Source organism: Segatella copri (assembly GCF_019127135.1).
Taxonomy (GTDB): Bacteria; Bacteroidota; Bacteroidia; order Bacteroidales; family Bacteroidaceae; genus Prevotella.
Map to the genome: position 1 here is coordinate 16,380 of NZ_JAHOEA010000027.1, position 16,270 is coordinate 32,649.

Below are 16,270 nucleotides of genomic sequence, written 5' to 3' on the forward strand. Positions count from 1 at the left end.
AACCTTTAGTCGTGTGCGAAACCTACAGTCAGCACGCTTATCTTCATCTTTCCGGCTGCTTTTATCAGGGTTTCCGCACAGGAGATGATGGTGGCTCCGGTGGTGCATACGTCGTCGATGATGAGGATATGTTTGCCCTCAAGTTGCGTGATGGGGTGCTCGCCCTGCCCGTCATGATAGGTTGCTGCGGCTTCAAAAACCTGGCTCACGTTTTCCAGTCTTTCCTGCCGGTTCTTGTGGGTTTGGCTTTCGCTAAACTTTTTTCTTCTTACGGCATCCTTGATGATGGTCAGATGGGTGAGTTGCTGGATGCCTTTAGCGATGAGAAGGCTCTGGTTATAGCCGCGTTCTTTCTCTCGTTTTCGGGTGAGCGGGATGGGGATGATGGCGTCTATTCCGTCGAAGAACTGAATGCTTAACCCCTTCTTTGCCAGCATTCTGCCCAGATAGATTCCCATTTCAGGATGATGCATGTATTTCAGCTGGTAGACGGCTCTAGCCGATGTGGCATGGCTGATATGATGGAAGAGAGCGCAGCAGCGTTCGATGGGAATCAGATGCCAGAAGAGTTTTGCCATCTCGTTGTCGTAGGGCTGTTCCCAGGTATCGGTTCTCGGCATGCGGAACAGACATTTTACGCATATCATCTCCTCCCCGCCAGCGAGCACATTTCCGCAAATGGCGCAGGTTCGGGGGAAGAATAAATCTAATATGTCTCTTAACAGGCTGGTAGGCATGGCTTTACTCTTAATTTTGAGGTTTGGATATTGAACTTGATGCTTTGCTTTAGAATTCCTCTTCGAAATCGATGTCTCCCAGATCTTCTTCCTTCATCCGGTCGATGCATTTGTGGATAACCTCCATGCTGTATCCTCTTCCCAGGGCAAAGCGGATGAGTTTCATCGAGCGTTCATAGTCGTTCTTTGCCTTGATGGTTTTATATTTGTTTTTCATCAGGGGCAGGAGGGTTTCCATATACAGGTCGTCTTCAATCTCTTCGAAGATAGGGTCGGAGATGTCCTTCGGAATATGTTTCATCCACAGCGCCTGTTCCACCTTCCGGCGTCCCCACTTGTTGTATTTTATCTTGTCGTTGATAAAGAAGCGTGCGAAACGTTCGTCGTCGATGAATTTCTTCTCGGTCAGGAATTCCATGTTTCTGGCGATGGCATCTTCGGGCAGTTCCCACTTCTTCATCTTGTCGATCATCTCTTGCGAGCAATGTTCGGCTTGGGTGCAGAGGGTGGTGAGCTTCAGGAGCGCCTGCTGCTCGGTCATCGGCTTTTTATACTTTGAACTTTGAGATTTGAACATGATGATTTTACTTTGAACTTTGAGATTTGAACATTGAACTTTATGATTTGCCGGCTCGCATCATTCTCTGCTTTCCGAAGGCATCTTCCTTTGTATCAATAGCTTTAAACCCCAATCCTTCCAGCATTTCCCTTGTTTCTTTTTCGTAGATAGGATTGATTTCGAAGTATAATGCACCTCCGGATTTGAGGGCTGAAGAGGCATATTCGGCGATGGCTCTGTAGAACTTCAGAGGCTCTTCATCGGGCACGAAGAGGGCGATTCCGGGTTCGTGTTCCAACACATTCTTCTCCATATCCGCTTTCTCCTTTTCGCAGATATACGGGGGATTGCTCACGATGATGTTCCATCTTCCGGCATCCGATGTTTCCGCCAACTTCAGGGCATCCTGATTTTCTATTTTTACGTTACCGGCATTCAGTAGCTCAACATTTCCCTGTGCTATCTTCAAGGCATCTTCCGAAATATCCCAACCCGTAACCTCCGAGCCGCCGATGTCCAGTCCCAGCGTAATGGCGATGCAGCCCGAACCCGTACAGATGTCCAGGATGCGGATGGTATTTTCTTCATTCTCTCCTTCCGTAATCCCTTTGTTTTCAGTCGCATCTTTTTCTATCCACTCGCAGAGTTCCGCCGTTTCGGGTCTCGGAATCAGTACGCCCGGCTCTACATGGAAGGTTCTTCCTGCAAAGTCAGCTTCGCCCAGAACATACTGTACAGGTTCGCCTTTTTGCAATCTTCTGATAATTTCTTCCAGTTTTCTTTCTTCATCTGCAGATAATTCATTAACTTTGCCGCAGATTATGTCGGTCAGCGTCATTCCGTACTTCACATCGAGCACGGTGCGGACGATAGCCTGTGCTTCGCCCGCCTCATATAGAGGGGTAATGGATTGCCAAAGTTGTTGATACGTTTTCATACCGCAAAGATACGCTTTTCTTGATTTACTTATCTTATTTCTGTGTTAAATTATCGTAAGAAACACCTTTTTCTTATACAAAGATACCTTTATTTTATTATCTTTGCCCACGAAAGTCCCTTGGAAAATAGGCGTGAACTCGAGAAAAGTCCCTTGGAAAATAGGCGCGAGGTTCTGAAAAGTCCCTTGAAAAATAGTCTTGAGTCTTTGTAATACTCTAATAGAAAGGTGCTTATGCTAAAAAGAAAGATTGAAGATGTTCTCTTAACTTGGAAACAAGAGGAAAACCATAAGCCCATTGTCATAAAAGGTTGTAGGCAATGTGGTAAAACTTTCAGCGTGATGAAATTTGCGCACGAAAAATATCAGCATGTGGTTTATCTTAACTTCATGCTCAACTCAGATTATGCTCTAGCTTTCGAGGGATCAAAAGTAGTAGATGATATGGTCATCAATATTTCTGCGATGATTCCGGGAAGTGTATTTCTGCCAAAGCAAACCTGTTTGATATTGGATGAGATACAGGAATGTCCTGCTGCTCGTACTGCTTTGAAATTTTTCCAGATGGATGGGCGGTATGATGTGATTGCCACAGGATCCTTGTTGGGAGTGAGAGGGTATGGTACTCGGGCCGGTAAAGATGCTGGTGAAACATATAAAAACTCAATTCCTGTAGGATATGAGAAGATTGTAGATATGTATCCTTTGGATTTTGAGGAGTTTCTATGGGCGAATGGTATCACGGAGCCTGTTATTGATAAGGTGAAAGAATGCTTTGAAAATGAGATGCCTGTTCCTGATGCTTTACATTTGCGTTTCCGGCAGTTGATCCTGCAATATACTGTTGTAGGAGGAATGCCTGCAGCTGTAAATCTGTTTCTTCAATATCATGATTTGGGAAAAGTTTTGGAAGAACAACGCAATATCATTGCGGGATACGAGGATGACATGGTAAAATATGCAGACGAAGCAGACAAATCTAGAATCAGAGAATGTTTTGAATCGATTCCTCTTCAACTGAGTAAGGAAAATAAAAAGTTTCAATATGCCGTTGTGCGTAAGAACAGCAAAGCTTCTCAATATCAGGGTAGTCTTCAATGGATAGAAGATGCAGGTATCATCACCCGTTGCCGCAACCTTAATATTACTGAGTTGCCTTTGGATGGAAATGCTATGCAGGATGCATTCAAAGTTTATATGGTAGATACTGGTCTGTTCGTGTCTATGTTGGAAGATGGTACGCAATTTGATATTTTGCAGGGTAATCTTTATGGTTATAAAGGTGCTATCTTTGAAAATCTGATAGCAGACATCTTTACGAAGATGAAGAGAAAACTGTATTATTTCCGTAAGGACTCCGGATTGGAAGTTGATTTTGTGATACGTTACAAGGGAGAATGTGTATTGGTGGAGGTGAAGGCCAAGGATGGAAATACCAAGAGTACGAAGACTATTCTTGCCAATCCCGACAAATATCATGTATTTCATGCCATTAAACTAGGCGATTATAATGTGGGTAGGAGCAACCAACTTCTTACCATTCCTTTGTATATGGCTTTTTTATTAAGACAACCCTAATTGTAGAAAAAATGGAACAGAATAAGATAGACGAAATGTTTATGCGCCGCTGTCTGCAGCTGGCGAAAAACGGAAGAGAGAATGCCAAACCCAATCCGATGGTGGGAGCCGTTATCGTGAGTGGGGATGGCAGAATCATCGGCGAAGGCTATCATGTAAGATGCGGAGAAGGGCATGCTGAAGTCAACGCCTTTGCATCTGTTAAGCCCGAGGATGAGCATCTATTAAGCCAAGCTACCATCTATGTGAGTCTCGAACCCTGCTCTCATTACGGCAAGACGCCGCCTTGCGCCGATTTGATAGTAAGAAAAGGAGTAAAGCGATGCGTTTGCGGCTGCGTAGATCCCTTTGCCAAGGTTCAGGGCCGCGGTATCCGCAAGATTCGCGAGGCAGGCATCGAAGTAACAGTAGGCGTTCTGGAGGCGGAATGTCTCGAACTCAACAAGCGCTTCATCACCTTCAACACCCATCAGCGTCCTTACATCATCCTGAAATGGGCGCAGACCGCGAATGGCTTTCTTGACAACGGGGGTAGGGGTATGGCTATTTCCTCGCCTTTCACCAAGATGCTCTCCCACAAGTTGCGTGCTGAGAACGATGCCATCCTCATAGGCCGCGTAACCGATGAGCGCGACCACAGTCAGCTCAACGTTAGAGATTGGAGCGGCAAGGACCCGATGCGCCTGGTCATCGACCGCCATCATCCTTGTTTCGAAGGTCTGGATTTCTCACGGGGCAAGACGGAAGTGTTGCAGCAAATCATGCAGTACTTATATAATAATAAGGTGCAGTCGCTGATAGTAGAGGGAGGCGCCATCACCCATCAGGCATTCCTCGATGCCGGACTTTGGGATGAAATCAGGGCAGAAACGTTGTTATCCACATCTGTGGAAAACGTGGTAACTGCCGGAACACCAGCGCCTATGCTTCCTCATAACGTCCGGTTAATCAGCCATGAGGCGTTTGATGGAAACGTTATCAATACCTATGAGCGCCAGTAGCTTTATAGGAGCAATAAAGCTAATCATAAAGTTCAAAGTTCAACATTCAAAGTTCAAAGTAAAGAAAATGAGTAACAGATTTACATCGCGCCTGAGCGATGACGATGATTTCAAGCGAGACGAACTGATACGTAAGATAGAGCATTCGGTAGAGCAGATGACGCTCTCAGAACTGGAAGCCCTGTCCTACGATATGTTTACCAAGGGCTATATGGAGGATTATTAGAAAATCTAGTGCAAGTAGCTTCGATGGCCGATGAAAGTACTTACGATGGTCGATGAAAGTACTTACGATTGTTATCGCAGCTATATTCGTTTTATTATGCCCGATTATTAGGTTAGCTGTTTGTCGGGAACAGCCAATAAAACGCAAACAGCCGACTAGCGCATGAGTGGCTAGTCGGCTGTTTTACTGGAACAGTTATCGAAAACTCCTTTTTTTTTTTTTCGTATAGGCATCCTGTCAAATACTCTTCACTCTTCACCAAAAGCCCCGAATCCCCTGTGTTTATCGGCATTCCGAGGAGTGAAGAGTATTCGGGCACTCTTCACCTACTCTTCACCACTCTTCACCCTTCAGTTCTGGCTGATTTGCAATCCTCCTATCTGTCTTTTGCATCTGTTTCCGTTCCTGAAGGTGAAGAGTGGTGAAGAGTGGGTGAAGAGATAAAAACAACTCTTCACCCTTCGGAATGCCGATAAACACAGGGGCTTCCGGCCGAAAGGTGAAGAGTGAAGAGTATTTTGATGATAGCTTCGTTTATTTCTTAAACAGCCTTTGGTTTCGCCTTCCAGACGATGCAAGTCATTAAGACTGACATCAGGGCTGCACCAATCCAGAAATAATTGATGTAGGTAAAGTCGTAAGTCTCTACGCCATTTACCAGATGCTTGTTGCCCTCGATGAGCAGACCGCTCATGATATCCTGGATGCCGGCACCCACATAACTCGCTACGCCGACAATGCCAAGAGCAGCACCCGATGCATTCTTAGGCGCAATATCTACCGCCATCAAACCACCGAGGAAGCAAAGTAACACGCCGATGCTCAAACCGAACAGTACCATCGCCGTAGCATCAACCCAGAGATGATGGCCCGGAATCAGCAGGAACAGACAGAGCGCCAACGCATTCAGCAAGCCGAAGATAACGGCTGGCAGATAACGGTTGCCTTTGAAAATCTTATCAGATACCAGTCCGGATGATACGGTTCCCACAATACCCAGGATAGAGTTGATAGAGATGATGAAGCTGGCATCAATCGTAGTATATCCCTTCTCGTTCTCAAGATAGAAGATACCCCAGCTGTTAACAGCATAGCGGCTGATATACATGAAAGCACTACTTAAGGCCAGAATCCAGATGAGTGGATTCTTCAAAACCGCACTCTGTGCCTTGTTGTAAGATTCCGTATCCTGTTTCTTTTCCTCTACCTTGATACCCGGCAGGGTAACACCCTTGCTGGCAGGTGTATCGTGGAAGAAAGTAAGGAGCAGGACTACGCCCGCCAAACCTACTATCGCAGCTCCGATAAAACCATATTGCCATCCGAAGGCACTCACGATGGAAGCCACAAAGATGAAGGTCATCGCCTCACCAATATTATGGCTCGCACTCCAGAATCCGTAGAACGTTCCTCGGTTCTTATCGTTAAACCAGCGGGAAAGACCTACTACGCAAGAGGCTGCTCCCATTGACTGGAACCAACCGCTCAATCCCCACAAAACTGCAAAGAGAATGAAGGAATTAGTAAAGCCCAAAGCCAGATTCACCAAGGCTGTAACGAGCAGACCGGTAGACATCAGTCGCTTGATATTGCTTCGGTCAGCAAGGAAGCCGTTGGTAAACTTACCGATAGCGTAAGTGAAGAACAAGACAGAGCCGATGATACCGAGCTCAGTTTCAGAGAATACGCCATTATCTACAATCGGTTTTTTGATTACGTTCAGGCTGAGTCGGCACACATAATATGTACCATATCCTATGGTAGCAGAAAGGAAAGTAGCCCATTGCAGACGTTTCAGTTTTCTTTCGTTTTCCTCAGGTGTTGAGGCTTTAGCCGGAATCGGTTCCGAAACCTTATAGAAGTCTATTATTTTCTTAAACATATAATCCTTAGTTGTTATTTATGAAGTTTGTGTTCTCGTACATAATTTAAGGAGATGTTTATTGAGTGTTGTGCATGACTTACCACCGTAAGCATGCACAACGTTTCTTAAAACCAACAACCTTCTTAAATATTAATATATAGCGAAACCTATTGAATTTTATTTATGAAGTTTCTTGGCTCTTAAGTAATCAAGAAGCAAGGCAGGTCTGTCTGTTTGGATAAGTTTAGCTCCCTGACCGACAATCCATCCCCAGCTCTCTTCTGGCTGTTTGAGTTCTACGGCGCGATCATCATCATGTCCACCGCAAAGCTCAGGCCAAAGTGTGTTGATGAAAACTCTTGCTCCACTATCACGTACTTTCTTAATCAGGCGGCGAGTGTTGGCATCATCAGTCTTGAATACCAATTCGTAAGCCTTTGGCTTCATGTTCTTGATGTAACCGTCGATTACCTCTTCTGCGCCAGGCTTACCGAGGTTAACTACAGGCATGAAAATCATCTTGTCGAGAACATCACCATGCTCAGCCTTTACCACCTCGTAAGGAAGTTCAGCCTTGATGATGCATTGGTCAACAGTACCAGTCTCCTTCAAAACCTTCATGGCATCGTCGAAGTAGTCGTAGCCCTTGTCAACATTCACCATGATTTTGCCTTTGCAGAGTTCCATTACCTCACGGAATGTTGGAATCTGATGGCGGGTCTTGCATCCTACACCATTCTTCAGACGGAGCATCTTCAAAGAATCAAGAGTATAATTCTCTGGGAATCCCTTACCATTCATGGTTCGGTCAATCTTCTTGTCGTGCATCAGAACCAGAACGCCATCCTTTGTCTTCTTCAAGTCCAACTCAACCATATCAACACCCATGTCGATACAGTTCTGGAATGCCTGAATAGAGTTTTCAGGAGCATTACGCCAGTCTCCACGATGAGAAACGACCATAACATTTTCTTTTGCTGGCTTGTTGAAATTCTTAAGAATCTCTTTCAGATTGCTTTGTGCAAAGCTCACCGAAGTGAGCATGCACAACAAAGATAAAATATAAATCTTCTTCATTTTAATTCAATTTACCGTCTTTCCAAACTAACTTTTCTCCCCAGAAAGGAACAACAGAGTTCTCGCAGTTAAGCTTGCTGGCTCTTTCTAAGGCAGAATTCAAACTCCATCTAGATTCTTCCTCGCTTTCGTGAGAAAGTTCCAGAATGTGTGAGAGCAATACATAGTCAGGTTTTGTCTGACCGGCACCAGTACCGATAATGTTGTTCTCGGTAAGCGCATTAGGTGCGTAGCGAGGAATCAAAACATTAACGTGTGGCAGAATGTTGGTATACTGAGCAGCCTTGAAGTTTGAGTCGCCAGTATGGAGCATTGTGAAGTTGCCACTATCATCGCCACATTCAAAAGTAAATACAGAAACGAAGTTTGATAAGCCAGAGTTGTTATGGTCTGTAATAGACACATGAATCTTGATGTTATTAAACTGGTAATCGGTATTTACCTTAGAAGTATAGCCACCCTTTATCCAGTTAGAATAAACAGGCTTTCCTGCATTCAGCATCGCGTTGATGAGAGCTGTGTTGTAGTGATCTTGGTGTTTGTGAGTAACACAGAGGAAATCCAGGTAAGGCTCCAGTTTCTCTGCCCAGCGATGGTTGATGTCAATACCAAAGCAAGTGGTAGGAGTCTTTACGATGTAACCCATATTGTAGAGCTGCCAGATGCATGTAGTACCATTCTCAACGGTAGTCGTCTTGATGGCATTAATTACATGATCCAGAGACAAACGGTAGAACGCCAGCATAGGGTCGTACTTTTCTCTCATTTCAGCAGACTGGTCCAAAGAAGCAATGTAGCTTTCAAAGAAATCAGAAGTGCAGTCGTCTGCCATCTTCTGTATCTTCTTTAGAACTTCAGATCTTTCCGCATTGAGAGGTTGCTGCTGTAATGGAGTAGTAGCCCACAAAGCTTCAGCCACCTCTTTTGCAGTCTTCATGTCGGTAGTTTCACCTATTTCGACAGGCTGCGCATAAGTCATTCCATCTTCGTCACTTCCACAAGAGCAGAGGGCGCAAGCGAATAATGCGATGAATAAATATATCTTTTTCATACTGATTCAAATATTAATATTGGTTTGTACCATGAATATTACCACCTCTGCAGCTCCATGTAGATTTCTCCGGGCCGGCAAAGATCTTAATAGCAGCAACATTACCGCCGATATAAGAAACATAGAGCATCTGGTTCTCGCCGATAGTCATACCAGACATAATCTTGGCATTATTATCTGTACCTTCTGAGTCCATGTGCCAAAGTTCCTCGCCATTAGCGCTGTTTACTGCGTAGATGCGACCGGCGCCGCTACCGAAATAAACAGTTCCCTTATCGTCGAGAACAGGGAAGCAATAAGTAGGAGCAGCATCAATAGTAAACTTCCACTTCAACTGTCCAGCCTTATCTACAGAGTTGAGAGCCTTGCCACCCTTGTCTGTAAAGTAGATATTGCCGCTCTTGTCAACAATAGGAGCATAGATATCACCCGCAGCTTCAACGTTCCACTTGGTAGAACCATCTGCTGTGTTCAAAGCCAGCAAACCTGCACCACCAATCTGGGCAGCATAAAGAGTTTCGCCATCCAAAGCGAAAGAACCGATTTCGGTTACCTTACCGGCTACCTTCCAAAGTTGAGTGCCATCGGCCTTGAAACCATAAATAGTAGTACGTGTACCTACATAGATATTGCCTGTCTTGTCTATAGCTACAGCTCCAGCCTTGTTCTTTGTACCAGCCAGTTTAACTGACCAGTTCTTAACACCAGTAGCTGTATTGATAGAATGGAGAATGTTGTCGCCATCAAGGATATAAACTGTCTGTCCGTCAGCAGTTACAGCAGGGAAACAGTCCAGATTCTTGTTGGCAGCTCCTGTAGCGTATGTCCACTTCTGTGTTCCATCGCTATTGATAGCATACAAGGTTGCGTTGCGAGCACCCTGATACAAAGTACCGTCTTTGCCTACTGCTACACCACCACCATAAGTAGTCTTAGGGATGGAAGCGGTCCATTTCACAGTACCAGTCATCGCATCAAAAGCAGTAACATCACCCGTAGCACCTGCAGAAGGCAAGTAGAATGTATTTCCGTCTGAAGAGAATACTGCATTTGCAGTCTTCACCATACCACCGTTAGGCATATCTGTAGACCAAACCTTGAAAGGCTCTGTATCAGAAACAGGTCTTGCCTTTGTTGTAGAAATCATAGAACGCTGGTTGCCATAGATGGCCTGGATGGTGATGGTATAAGTAACCTTGTTAACCAAACCTGTTATAGTATATGAGGTAGTCTTTGCATCCAACTCTACAGAACCACCTTCGTATGTAGCAACTTCCGGTGTCCAATTGACCAAATAACCTGTTGGGTTGGCTCCCTGCATAGGAGCCCATTCCAACAATACCTTCTCATCTTGTGCCGTAGCGTTCAAAGTACCTACCTGGCAAATGTCCCAACTTGCTTTTGGAAGATCATCGCTACAAGAACCGAGAATAAAAACTGTCACTAAAGACAGCAAATATATAATCTTTTTCATGTTTTAACCGTTTATTAATTGTTGTCATATCCAGGGTTCTGCCAGAGGATAGACTTGTCGCCTACCTTTTCAATCTCCTGCTGAGGAATAGGGAAGAGTAATTGATAATCTTTGATTTCAACACCATTCTCAGCCATCACGCTCTTTGCAAATCCCATTCTTACCAAGTCGAACCAGCGCTGACCCTCATAAGGGAATTCTCTCTGGCGTTCAACCAAGATGCCCTTGCGGAACTTCTCCTGTGTAGGCAACTGTTTTACAGTCAGATTAGAAATGCCAGCTCTCTGTCTTACGGCGTTGAGATACTTCAGGGCAAGTGAACCCTCAGATGCATCATACTGAATCTCGTTGAGCGCTTCTGCATACATCAGAAGAACATCTGCGTAGCGAAGAAGGATCTGATCATTACCTACAGTCTTGAAGGTAGGGCTCTTTGTATCATAGAATTTATTCATCAAACGAACGTTTTTCTCAACCTGTACGTATGTTATGAGGTCTTTGCGATCATCACCTGTAGGGAATGTGTTGAGCAGAGAACTTGTCTGGTTGGTATCATCAGATGCGTTGGTGAGATTGTACCAGTAACTATGTCCCTCTCCCTCTATTTCCTTGTTGAAATGTACGGCGAAGATAATCTCATTATTATTCTTGTTATCCACATCGAAGACTTGGGCGATAGGGCTTACCAACTGATATTTTCCGATTAACTGAGAAAGAATGTCTTTAGCCTCAGTCCATTTGTGGAAAGTAAGATACACCTTACCGAGCAAAGCTTTGGCAGCACCAGAGGTAGCTCTACCCATATCTGCAGAAGAGTAAGTTTCTGGAAGATAGTTGTTGTCAACAATCTCCTTCAAATCTCCGGCAATCAAATCGAACATCTGCTCATCAGAATATCTCGCAACTTTCAGAGCCTCCGCAGCACTTACTACATGCTTGGTAGCAGGAACGCCACCCCAAATGCGGTACATGTTAAAATAGTTCAAAGCTCTGATAAACATCGCTTCGCCCTTGTACTGCTTCTTCAGGTTTTCTGCAAAGTTTGCACCATCAATCTGGTCGAGCAAGAGATTACAACGATAAACGTTGTTGTTGAAGTTCGCCCAGTAAGAACTGAGGATTCCATTAGATGGTTTCTCTGTGAAATGGTCGATATCGTAACGGTCCTGGGTACCTGCTGTTGGGGCGCCCAAAGAAAGATTGTCACTACGATACTCGCAGCATTCTGTATAGAAATTCACCTGTGACTGCAATTTTGCGTAGCAGCCGATAACTGCTACATTATAATCGCTCGCAGTCTTATATACTTTGTCAATGGTTACGCTGCTTGCTGGTTCCAAATCGAAGAAGCTGTCTCCGCAAGAGGTCATGAGCAGGGTTGCCAATGATGCTAATACTAATATCTTTTTCATGTCGCTATATTCTTTATAATGTGAGATTCAAACCAAACATATATGTTCTTGCCAAAGGATAAGTACCATAGTCCTCACCTGGAGTCAGGTTCTTGGAAGGACGGGCATTTACCTCTGGGTTGTAGCCGCTGTAGTTGGTAATAGTGAAGAGGTTCTGTCCAGAAACATAAACTCTCATCTTCTCAACCTTAAACTTCTGAGTAAGTGCACGAGGCAAAGTATAACCTAATGACAGGTTCTGGAGACGGAGGTATGAACCGCTCTCCAAGTGCCAGGTAGAAGTACGGCTGTTGTAACCTGTCTGCTTACGGTTTGCCTTATTTACCGAACCGCTGCCTGGATTCTCAGGACTCTTCCAACGGTCGAGAGCAATCTTGGTACCATTGGTGTTACCCTCCATATTGTCGAGGTAGCGCTTGTTCAAGTTCAGAATCTTGTTGCCATATACACCCTGGAAGTTGAAGTCCATATCGAAACCTGCATACCAGAGCTTACCGCCGAAGCCGTATGTGAACTTAGGCATGTAGTTGCCGCAGATTGTACGGTCTTTATCCAAATCCAACTTGCCGTCTCCGTCAACATCAACGAATCTGAAGTCACCTACTTCTGTGTTGTCGAAGTGAGGATACTTTTTCAAGTCTTCTTCTGTAGCAAAGATGCCGTCCTGTACCAGGAGGTAATAGTTACCGATAGGCTTTCCTACCTCTGTAATATAATATGCGTGTCCTACACTACCCGAAGAAATGATAGGCGCATTACCAGGACCTAACTCTTTCACTTCATTGGTGTTCTTGGCATAGTTGGCATTAAATGAATAGCCGAAGCCATTAGCAAATGTATGCTGTGATGTCAAAGCTAATTCCCAACCGCGGTTGTTTACCTTACCCAGATTCTGAAGTGAGGTGCTGTAACCTGTCAACAGAGGTACTGGTACATAAAGCAACATGTTTGAAGTGTTGGTATTGTAATAGTCTACAGAGAATCCAATGTAGCCGTCAAACATCTGAAGGTCGATACCGGCGTTGATCATCTGGTTCTTCTCCCAGCTCAGGTCATCGCGCTTGATGTTGTCTGGTTTATAACCATAATGCAACAAACCTCCATTGGTACCTAAGATGTAATTGTCTGTTGACATGGTTGCCAAATGGTCGTAGTTACCAATCTCAAAGTTACCGGTTACACCATAGCTGGCACGAATCTTCATATCATTAACGAAAGACAACTCCTTTATGTTCTTGAAGAACTTTTCGTCGCTGATACGCCAAGCTGCTGAGGCTGATGGGAAGTAACCCCAACGGTTGTTCTTACCGAAACGTGAAGAACCATCAGTACGGATGGCTGCAGAAAGCATGTAGCGTCCTTCGTAGTTGTACTGAACACGAGCCAGGTAAGAAGCAATAGACCATTGTGTCTTGTCAGAACCACCCTTGGTTACCGTACCGCCATTTACGGTCTGGATGTAATCATTAGGGTAATCGGTTGCTGTTACGTTGTCGGTCTTCTTGGTTTCTTTCTGAGCAGACTGTACAAGTATGGCTGTAATGTTGTGCTTCTTATTGATTGTTGTTGTGTAAGTCAACTGATTTTCAACCAACCAGTTAAAAAAGAAACTGGAAGAGCTGTAACCTGTTGGGTTTGAAGGAGAATCATAGTAGTCCTTTCCCTTCAAAGGCAAACCAGACTGGCGATATTTATCATTATGAGCACCATAATAATCACCACCCAAAGACAACTTATAGGAAAGCCCCTTTATCAGTTCCAATTCTGCATAAGCCTTACCTGTAATAGACATGCGGTCGGTAACATTAGACTGCAAGCGAGCCATCGCAACAGGGTTCATCACCTCGTTGTGCTCATAGTCTGTACCAATTCGCCAATATCCATTACCCTGGAAGTTATATGAACCGTCTGCGTTGTATACAGGGAAGGTTGGAGGCATCATCAAAGCTGATTGAACAATACCACCTGCACCAGATGCATCTACTGTATTAGAAACAGAATAAGAAGGAGCGAAGTTAACACCGAACTTCAAGCGCTTGTGCTGACCTGAGAGATTCATGCGGGCACCAAACTTCTCGAAGTCAGAACCGATAATAGTACCTTCCTTCTTCATATAGTTGCCTGATACGAAATAGTTGACGCTGTTAGACTTACCTGAAAGTGAAATGTTGTGTCCGGTAGTCATCGCTGTGCGGAAGATAGCATCCTGCCAGTCTGTATCTGTCAAGCCCTTAACACCCTCCAGATATGGGAACAAATCGGTTGCAATCTGCATGTAACCTTTAGGGCGTACGCTGTTTGGGTCACTTGCAGATGCACCAGGAACTTTAGAAAGATATGCGTTGTTACGTGCATCCTTTACGAATTCTGCATATTCGTAAGCGTTCATCATATCGAGTTTCTTTGATACGTTCTGCACACCTACATAACCATCGTAAGAAACAGAGAGCTTGTCAGAGGTACCCTTCTTGGTTGTAACGAGAACTACACCATTAGAACCACGGCTACCATAGATAGCTGCTGCAGAAGCATCCTTCAAAACTTCAACAGACTCAATATCGTTGGTGTTCAGGTTGGCAAAACCACGCTCCATAGGAACACCATCTACTACATAGAGAGGGTCGCTACCGGCGTTGACGGTACTTACACCACGAACGCGAATGCTTACGCTACCCTCTGGGTCTCCGCTAGGTACAGTTACCTGTACACCAGGCATCTTACCTGCCAAGGCCTGACGGAAGTCGGTAGAAGGATTGTTGGCAAGAGCCTCTGCCTTGACAGAAGACACAGCGGTAGATACGTCGCGCTTCTTCTGCACGCCGTAACCTACAACCACAACTTCTTCCAATACCTTATTATCATCTGCCAGGTTTACATTGATTACTTCGCGACCATTCACCTTGATGTCCTGGTCCTTGCAGCCAATGTATGATACTGCCAACATACCGTCGGCAGGAATCTCGATGGTATAGTTGCCGTCAAAATCGGTTACAACACCATTGGTGGTGGTACCCTTCTCCATGACGGTAGCGCCGATAACTGGCTCGCCAGTTTCGTCTTTCACTACACCACGTACCTTGATTTTCTTGCCATGAGCCTGAGATTTAGCTTTTTGCTGAGGCTTGATGACGATGTAGTTGCCTTCCATCTCATAGGTAAAATTAGTACCTTTGAGCAATTGGTTCAACATACCAAAGACATCATCACTTTTCTTGGTTAATGTAACCGAACGGTTAGCATTCAACTGTGAGGAGTTGTAGGCAATCTTGTACTTAGATTCCTTTTCAATCTTCTCAAAAGCTGACTTAAGCGTTACCTTGTTTGAGCTGAAGCTGACGTTCTGAGCCGAAAGGGTCATCTGGCCTGCCAGGAGCAAACAGAAGCATGACGCAGAGATTCGTTTAAGATTCATACTTTATCTTTTTAAGTTAATAATAATTTGCTTGTTACGTCTTGAAGACAACGGGAAAGAGAGTTACACCCAATTACAAAACTGTTAAAATGAAGTTTTTCTGAAAAAAAATATCTTGTGTTCGCAAACACCCTATAAAATTCTTCTTTTGGAAATTATAAATACATAAGATGAAGGCTCTAAATTAGCATTTCTTGCTACTAATTTAGAGCCTTGATTTTTTTTAAAAAGTAATGCTTTGGGTATGGAAATAGCAGTAATGCTTTTGATAATCAGAACTTACTTCGTTCTTTCCTCAGACAGAATTTTTCTCAATTCCCGCTCGTACTGCTCTGCATCCTCAAAGCAGATGGCCTGCATTCCGAAACGCTGGGCGGCTTCTACATTCTCTATCCTGTCGTCAGCAAAAAGGCATTCTTCCGGTTTCAGATTGTATTTCTGGCAGATTCTTTCATAAATAGCCCTATCGGGTTTGATGATTTTCTCTTCTGAAGAAATCACCTGTCCTTCCAGAAGTTGGAAGATGGGATATTGGGCCATCGTTTCGTGAACCTTGGTACACCAGTTGGAAAGTCCGTAAAGGTGGTAGCCTTCTGCCTTCAACTGGGTCAGCAAGGTGCGCATTCCTTCCTTCTCGCCCCTTACAAATTCGTTAAAGCGCTGGGCTACGGTTGCTATTTCTTCCTTATATTGCGGCATGATCTGCTGCATCTTGCAGAAGGTTTCTTCGAAAGAATCTCCGCGATCCATATTCTCGTTCCACTTGCCGTCTATCAGGAGATGATAGAATTCTTCAGCCTGTTCGTGGGTTTTGAAAATCTGGTCAAGCGTTTCAAAGTATTCGTAATCTACGAGTACTTTTCCAAAATCAAAAATCAAATTCTTTATCATGATATTTCCCGTTTATGTTATTATTTCTGTTTTCATATCCCGTGCAGAGAT

At 44.4% G+C, this 16,270-nt stretch carries 14 protein-coding genes; 4 read left to right on the forward strand and 10 right to left on the reverse strand.

Going from position 1 to position 16,270, the window contains the following annotated elements; genetic code table 11:
* Window positions 1-5: 5 nt before the first annotated feature.
* The 3 genes from KSW37_RS08585 to prmC all read right to left on the reverse strand — a co-directional run bounded on the left by KSW37_RS08585 (window position 6) and on the right by prmC (window position 2,233).
* Window positions 6-647, reverse strand: coding sequence for a ComF family protein (locus KSW37_RS08585; protein WP_254368594.1), 642 nt, complete (start codon window positions 645-647; stop codon window positions 6-8).
* 139 nt (window positions 648-786) lie between these two features.
* The gene (locus KSW37_RS08590; protein ID WP_181975270.1) at window positions 787-1,314 is read right to left on the reverse strand and encodes a regulatory protein RecX; all 528 of its coding nucleotides are present in this window, start codon (window positions 1,312-1,314) and stop codon (window positions 787-789) included.
* A 40-nt stretch (window positions 1,315-1,354) separates the two neighbouring features.
* Entirely contained in the window at window positions 1,355-2,233 is an 879-nt protein-coding gene (prmC, locus tag KSW37_RS08595; protein ID WP_217314077.1) for a peptide chain release factor N(5)-glutamine methyltransferase, read from the reverse strand.
* Between the two features lie 234 nt (window positions 2,234-2,467).
* Between prmC and KSW37_RS08600 the strand changes: the two genes are divergently transcribed.
* The 4 genes from KSW37_RS08600 to KSW37_RS08615 all read left to right on the forward strand — a co-directional run bounded on the left by KSW37_RS08600 (window position 2,468) and on the right by KSW37_RS08615 (window position 5,482).
* A complete protein-coding gene (locus KSW37_RS08600) occupies window positions 2,468-3,811 on the forward strand; it encodes an ATP-binding protein (protein ID WP_217314078.1) in 1,344 nt (447 codons plus the stop codon).
* Between the two features lie 11 nt (window positions 3,812-3,822).
* Window positions 3,823-4,812, forward strand: a complete 990-nt coding sequence (ribD, locus tag KSW37_RS08605) for a bifunctional diaminohydroxyphosphoribosylaminopyrimidine deaminase/5-amino-6-(5-phosphoribosylamino)uracil reductase RibD (protein WP_217314079.1) — start codon at window positions 3,823-3,825, stop codon at window positions 4,810-4,812.
* A 67-nt stretch (window positions 4,813-4,879) separates the two neighbouring features.
* Complete coding sequence (locus KSW37_RS08610; RefSeq protein ID WP_022121547.1) at window positions 4,880-5,038, forward strand: hypothetical protein; 159 nt, start codon at window positions 4,880-4,882, stop codon at window positions 5,036-5,038.
* Between the two features lie 300 nt (window positions 5,039-5,338).
* Window positions 5,339-5,482, forward strand: a complete 144-nt coding sequence (locus KSW37_RS08615) for a hypothetical protein (protein ID WP_217314080.1) — start codon at window positions 5,339-5,341, stop codon at window positions 5,480-5,482.
* Window positions 5,483-5,579: 97 nt separating this feature from the next.
* Here the strand turns inward: KSW37_RS08615 and KSW37_RS08620 are convergent, their stop codons facing one another.
* The 7 genes from KSW37_RS08620 to KSW37_RS08650 form a co-directional block, all read right to left on the reverse strand.
* Entirely contained in the window at window positions 5,580-6,920 is a 1,341-nt protein-coding gene (locus KSW37_RS08620) for an MFS transporter (RefSeq protein WP_217314081.1), read from the reverse strand.
* Between the two features lie 159 nt (window positions 6,921-7,079).
* On the reverse strand, window positions 7,080-7,979 hold the full coding sequence (locus KSW37_RS08625) for a glycerophosphodiester phosphodiesterase family protein (RefSeq protein WP_153086216.1): 900 nt from the start codon (window positions 7,977-7,979) through the stop codon (window positions 7,080-7,082).
* A 1-nt stretch (window position 7,980) separates the two neighbouring features.
* Window positions 7,981-9,030: a hypothetical protein gene (locus tag KSW37_RS08630; protein WP_118065170.1), complete on the reverse strand. Its 1,050-nt coding sequence runs from the start codon at window positions 9,028-9,030 to the stop codon at window positions 7,981-7,983.
* A 13-nt stretch (window positions 9,031-9,043) separates the two neighbouring features.
* Window positions 9,044-10,504: an outer membrane protein assembly factor BamB family protein gene (locus KSW37_RS08635; protein WP_217314082.1), complete on the reverse strand. Its 1,461-nt coding sequence runs from the start codon at window positions 10,502-10,504 to the stop codon at window positions 9,044-9,046.
* Between the two features lie 14 nt (window positions 10,505-10,518).
* Entirely contained in the window at window positions 10,519-11,916 is a 1,398-nt protein-coding gene (locus KSW37_RS08640) for a RagB/SusD family nutrient uptake outer membrane protein (protein ID WP_217314083.1), read from the reverse strand.
* A 13-nt stretch (window positions 11,917-11,929) separates the two neighbouring features.
* On the reverse strand, window positions 11,930-15,328 hold the full coding sequence (locus tag KSW37_RS08645; RefSeq protein WP_437183118.1) for a TonB-dependent receptor: 3,399 nt from the start codon (window positions 15,326-15,328) through the stop codon (window positions 11,930-11,932).
* A gap of 279 nt (window positions 15,329-15,607) precedes the next feature.
* Entirely contained in the window at window positions 15,608-16,219 is a 612-nt protein-coding gene (locus KSW37_RS08650) for an HAD family hydrolase (RefSeq protein ID WP_217314084.1), read from the reverse strand.
* Window positions 16,220-16,270: the final 51 nt, after the last annotated feature.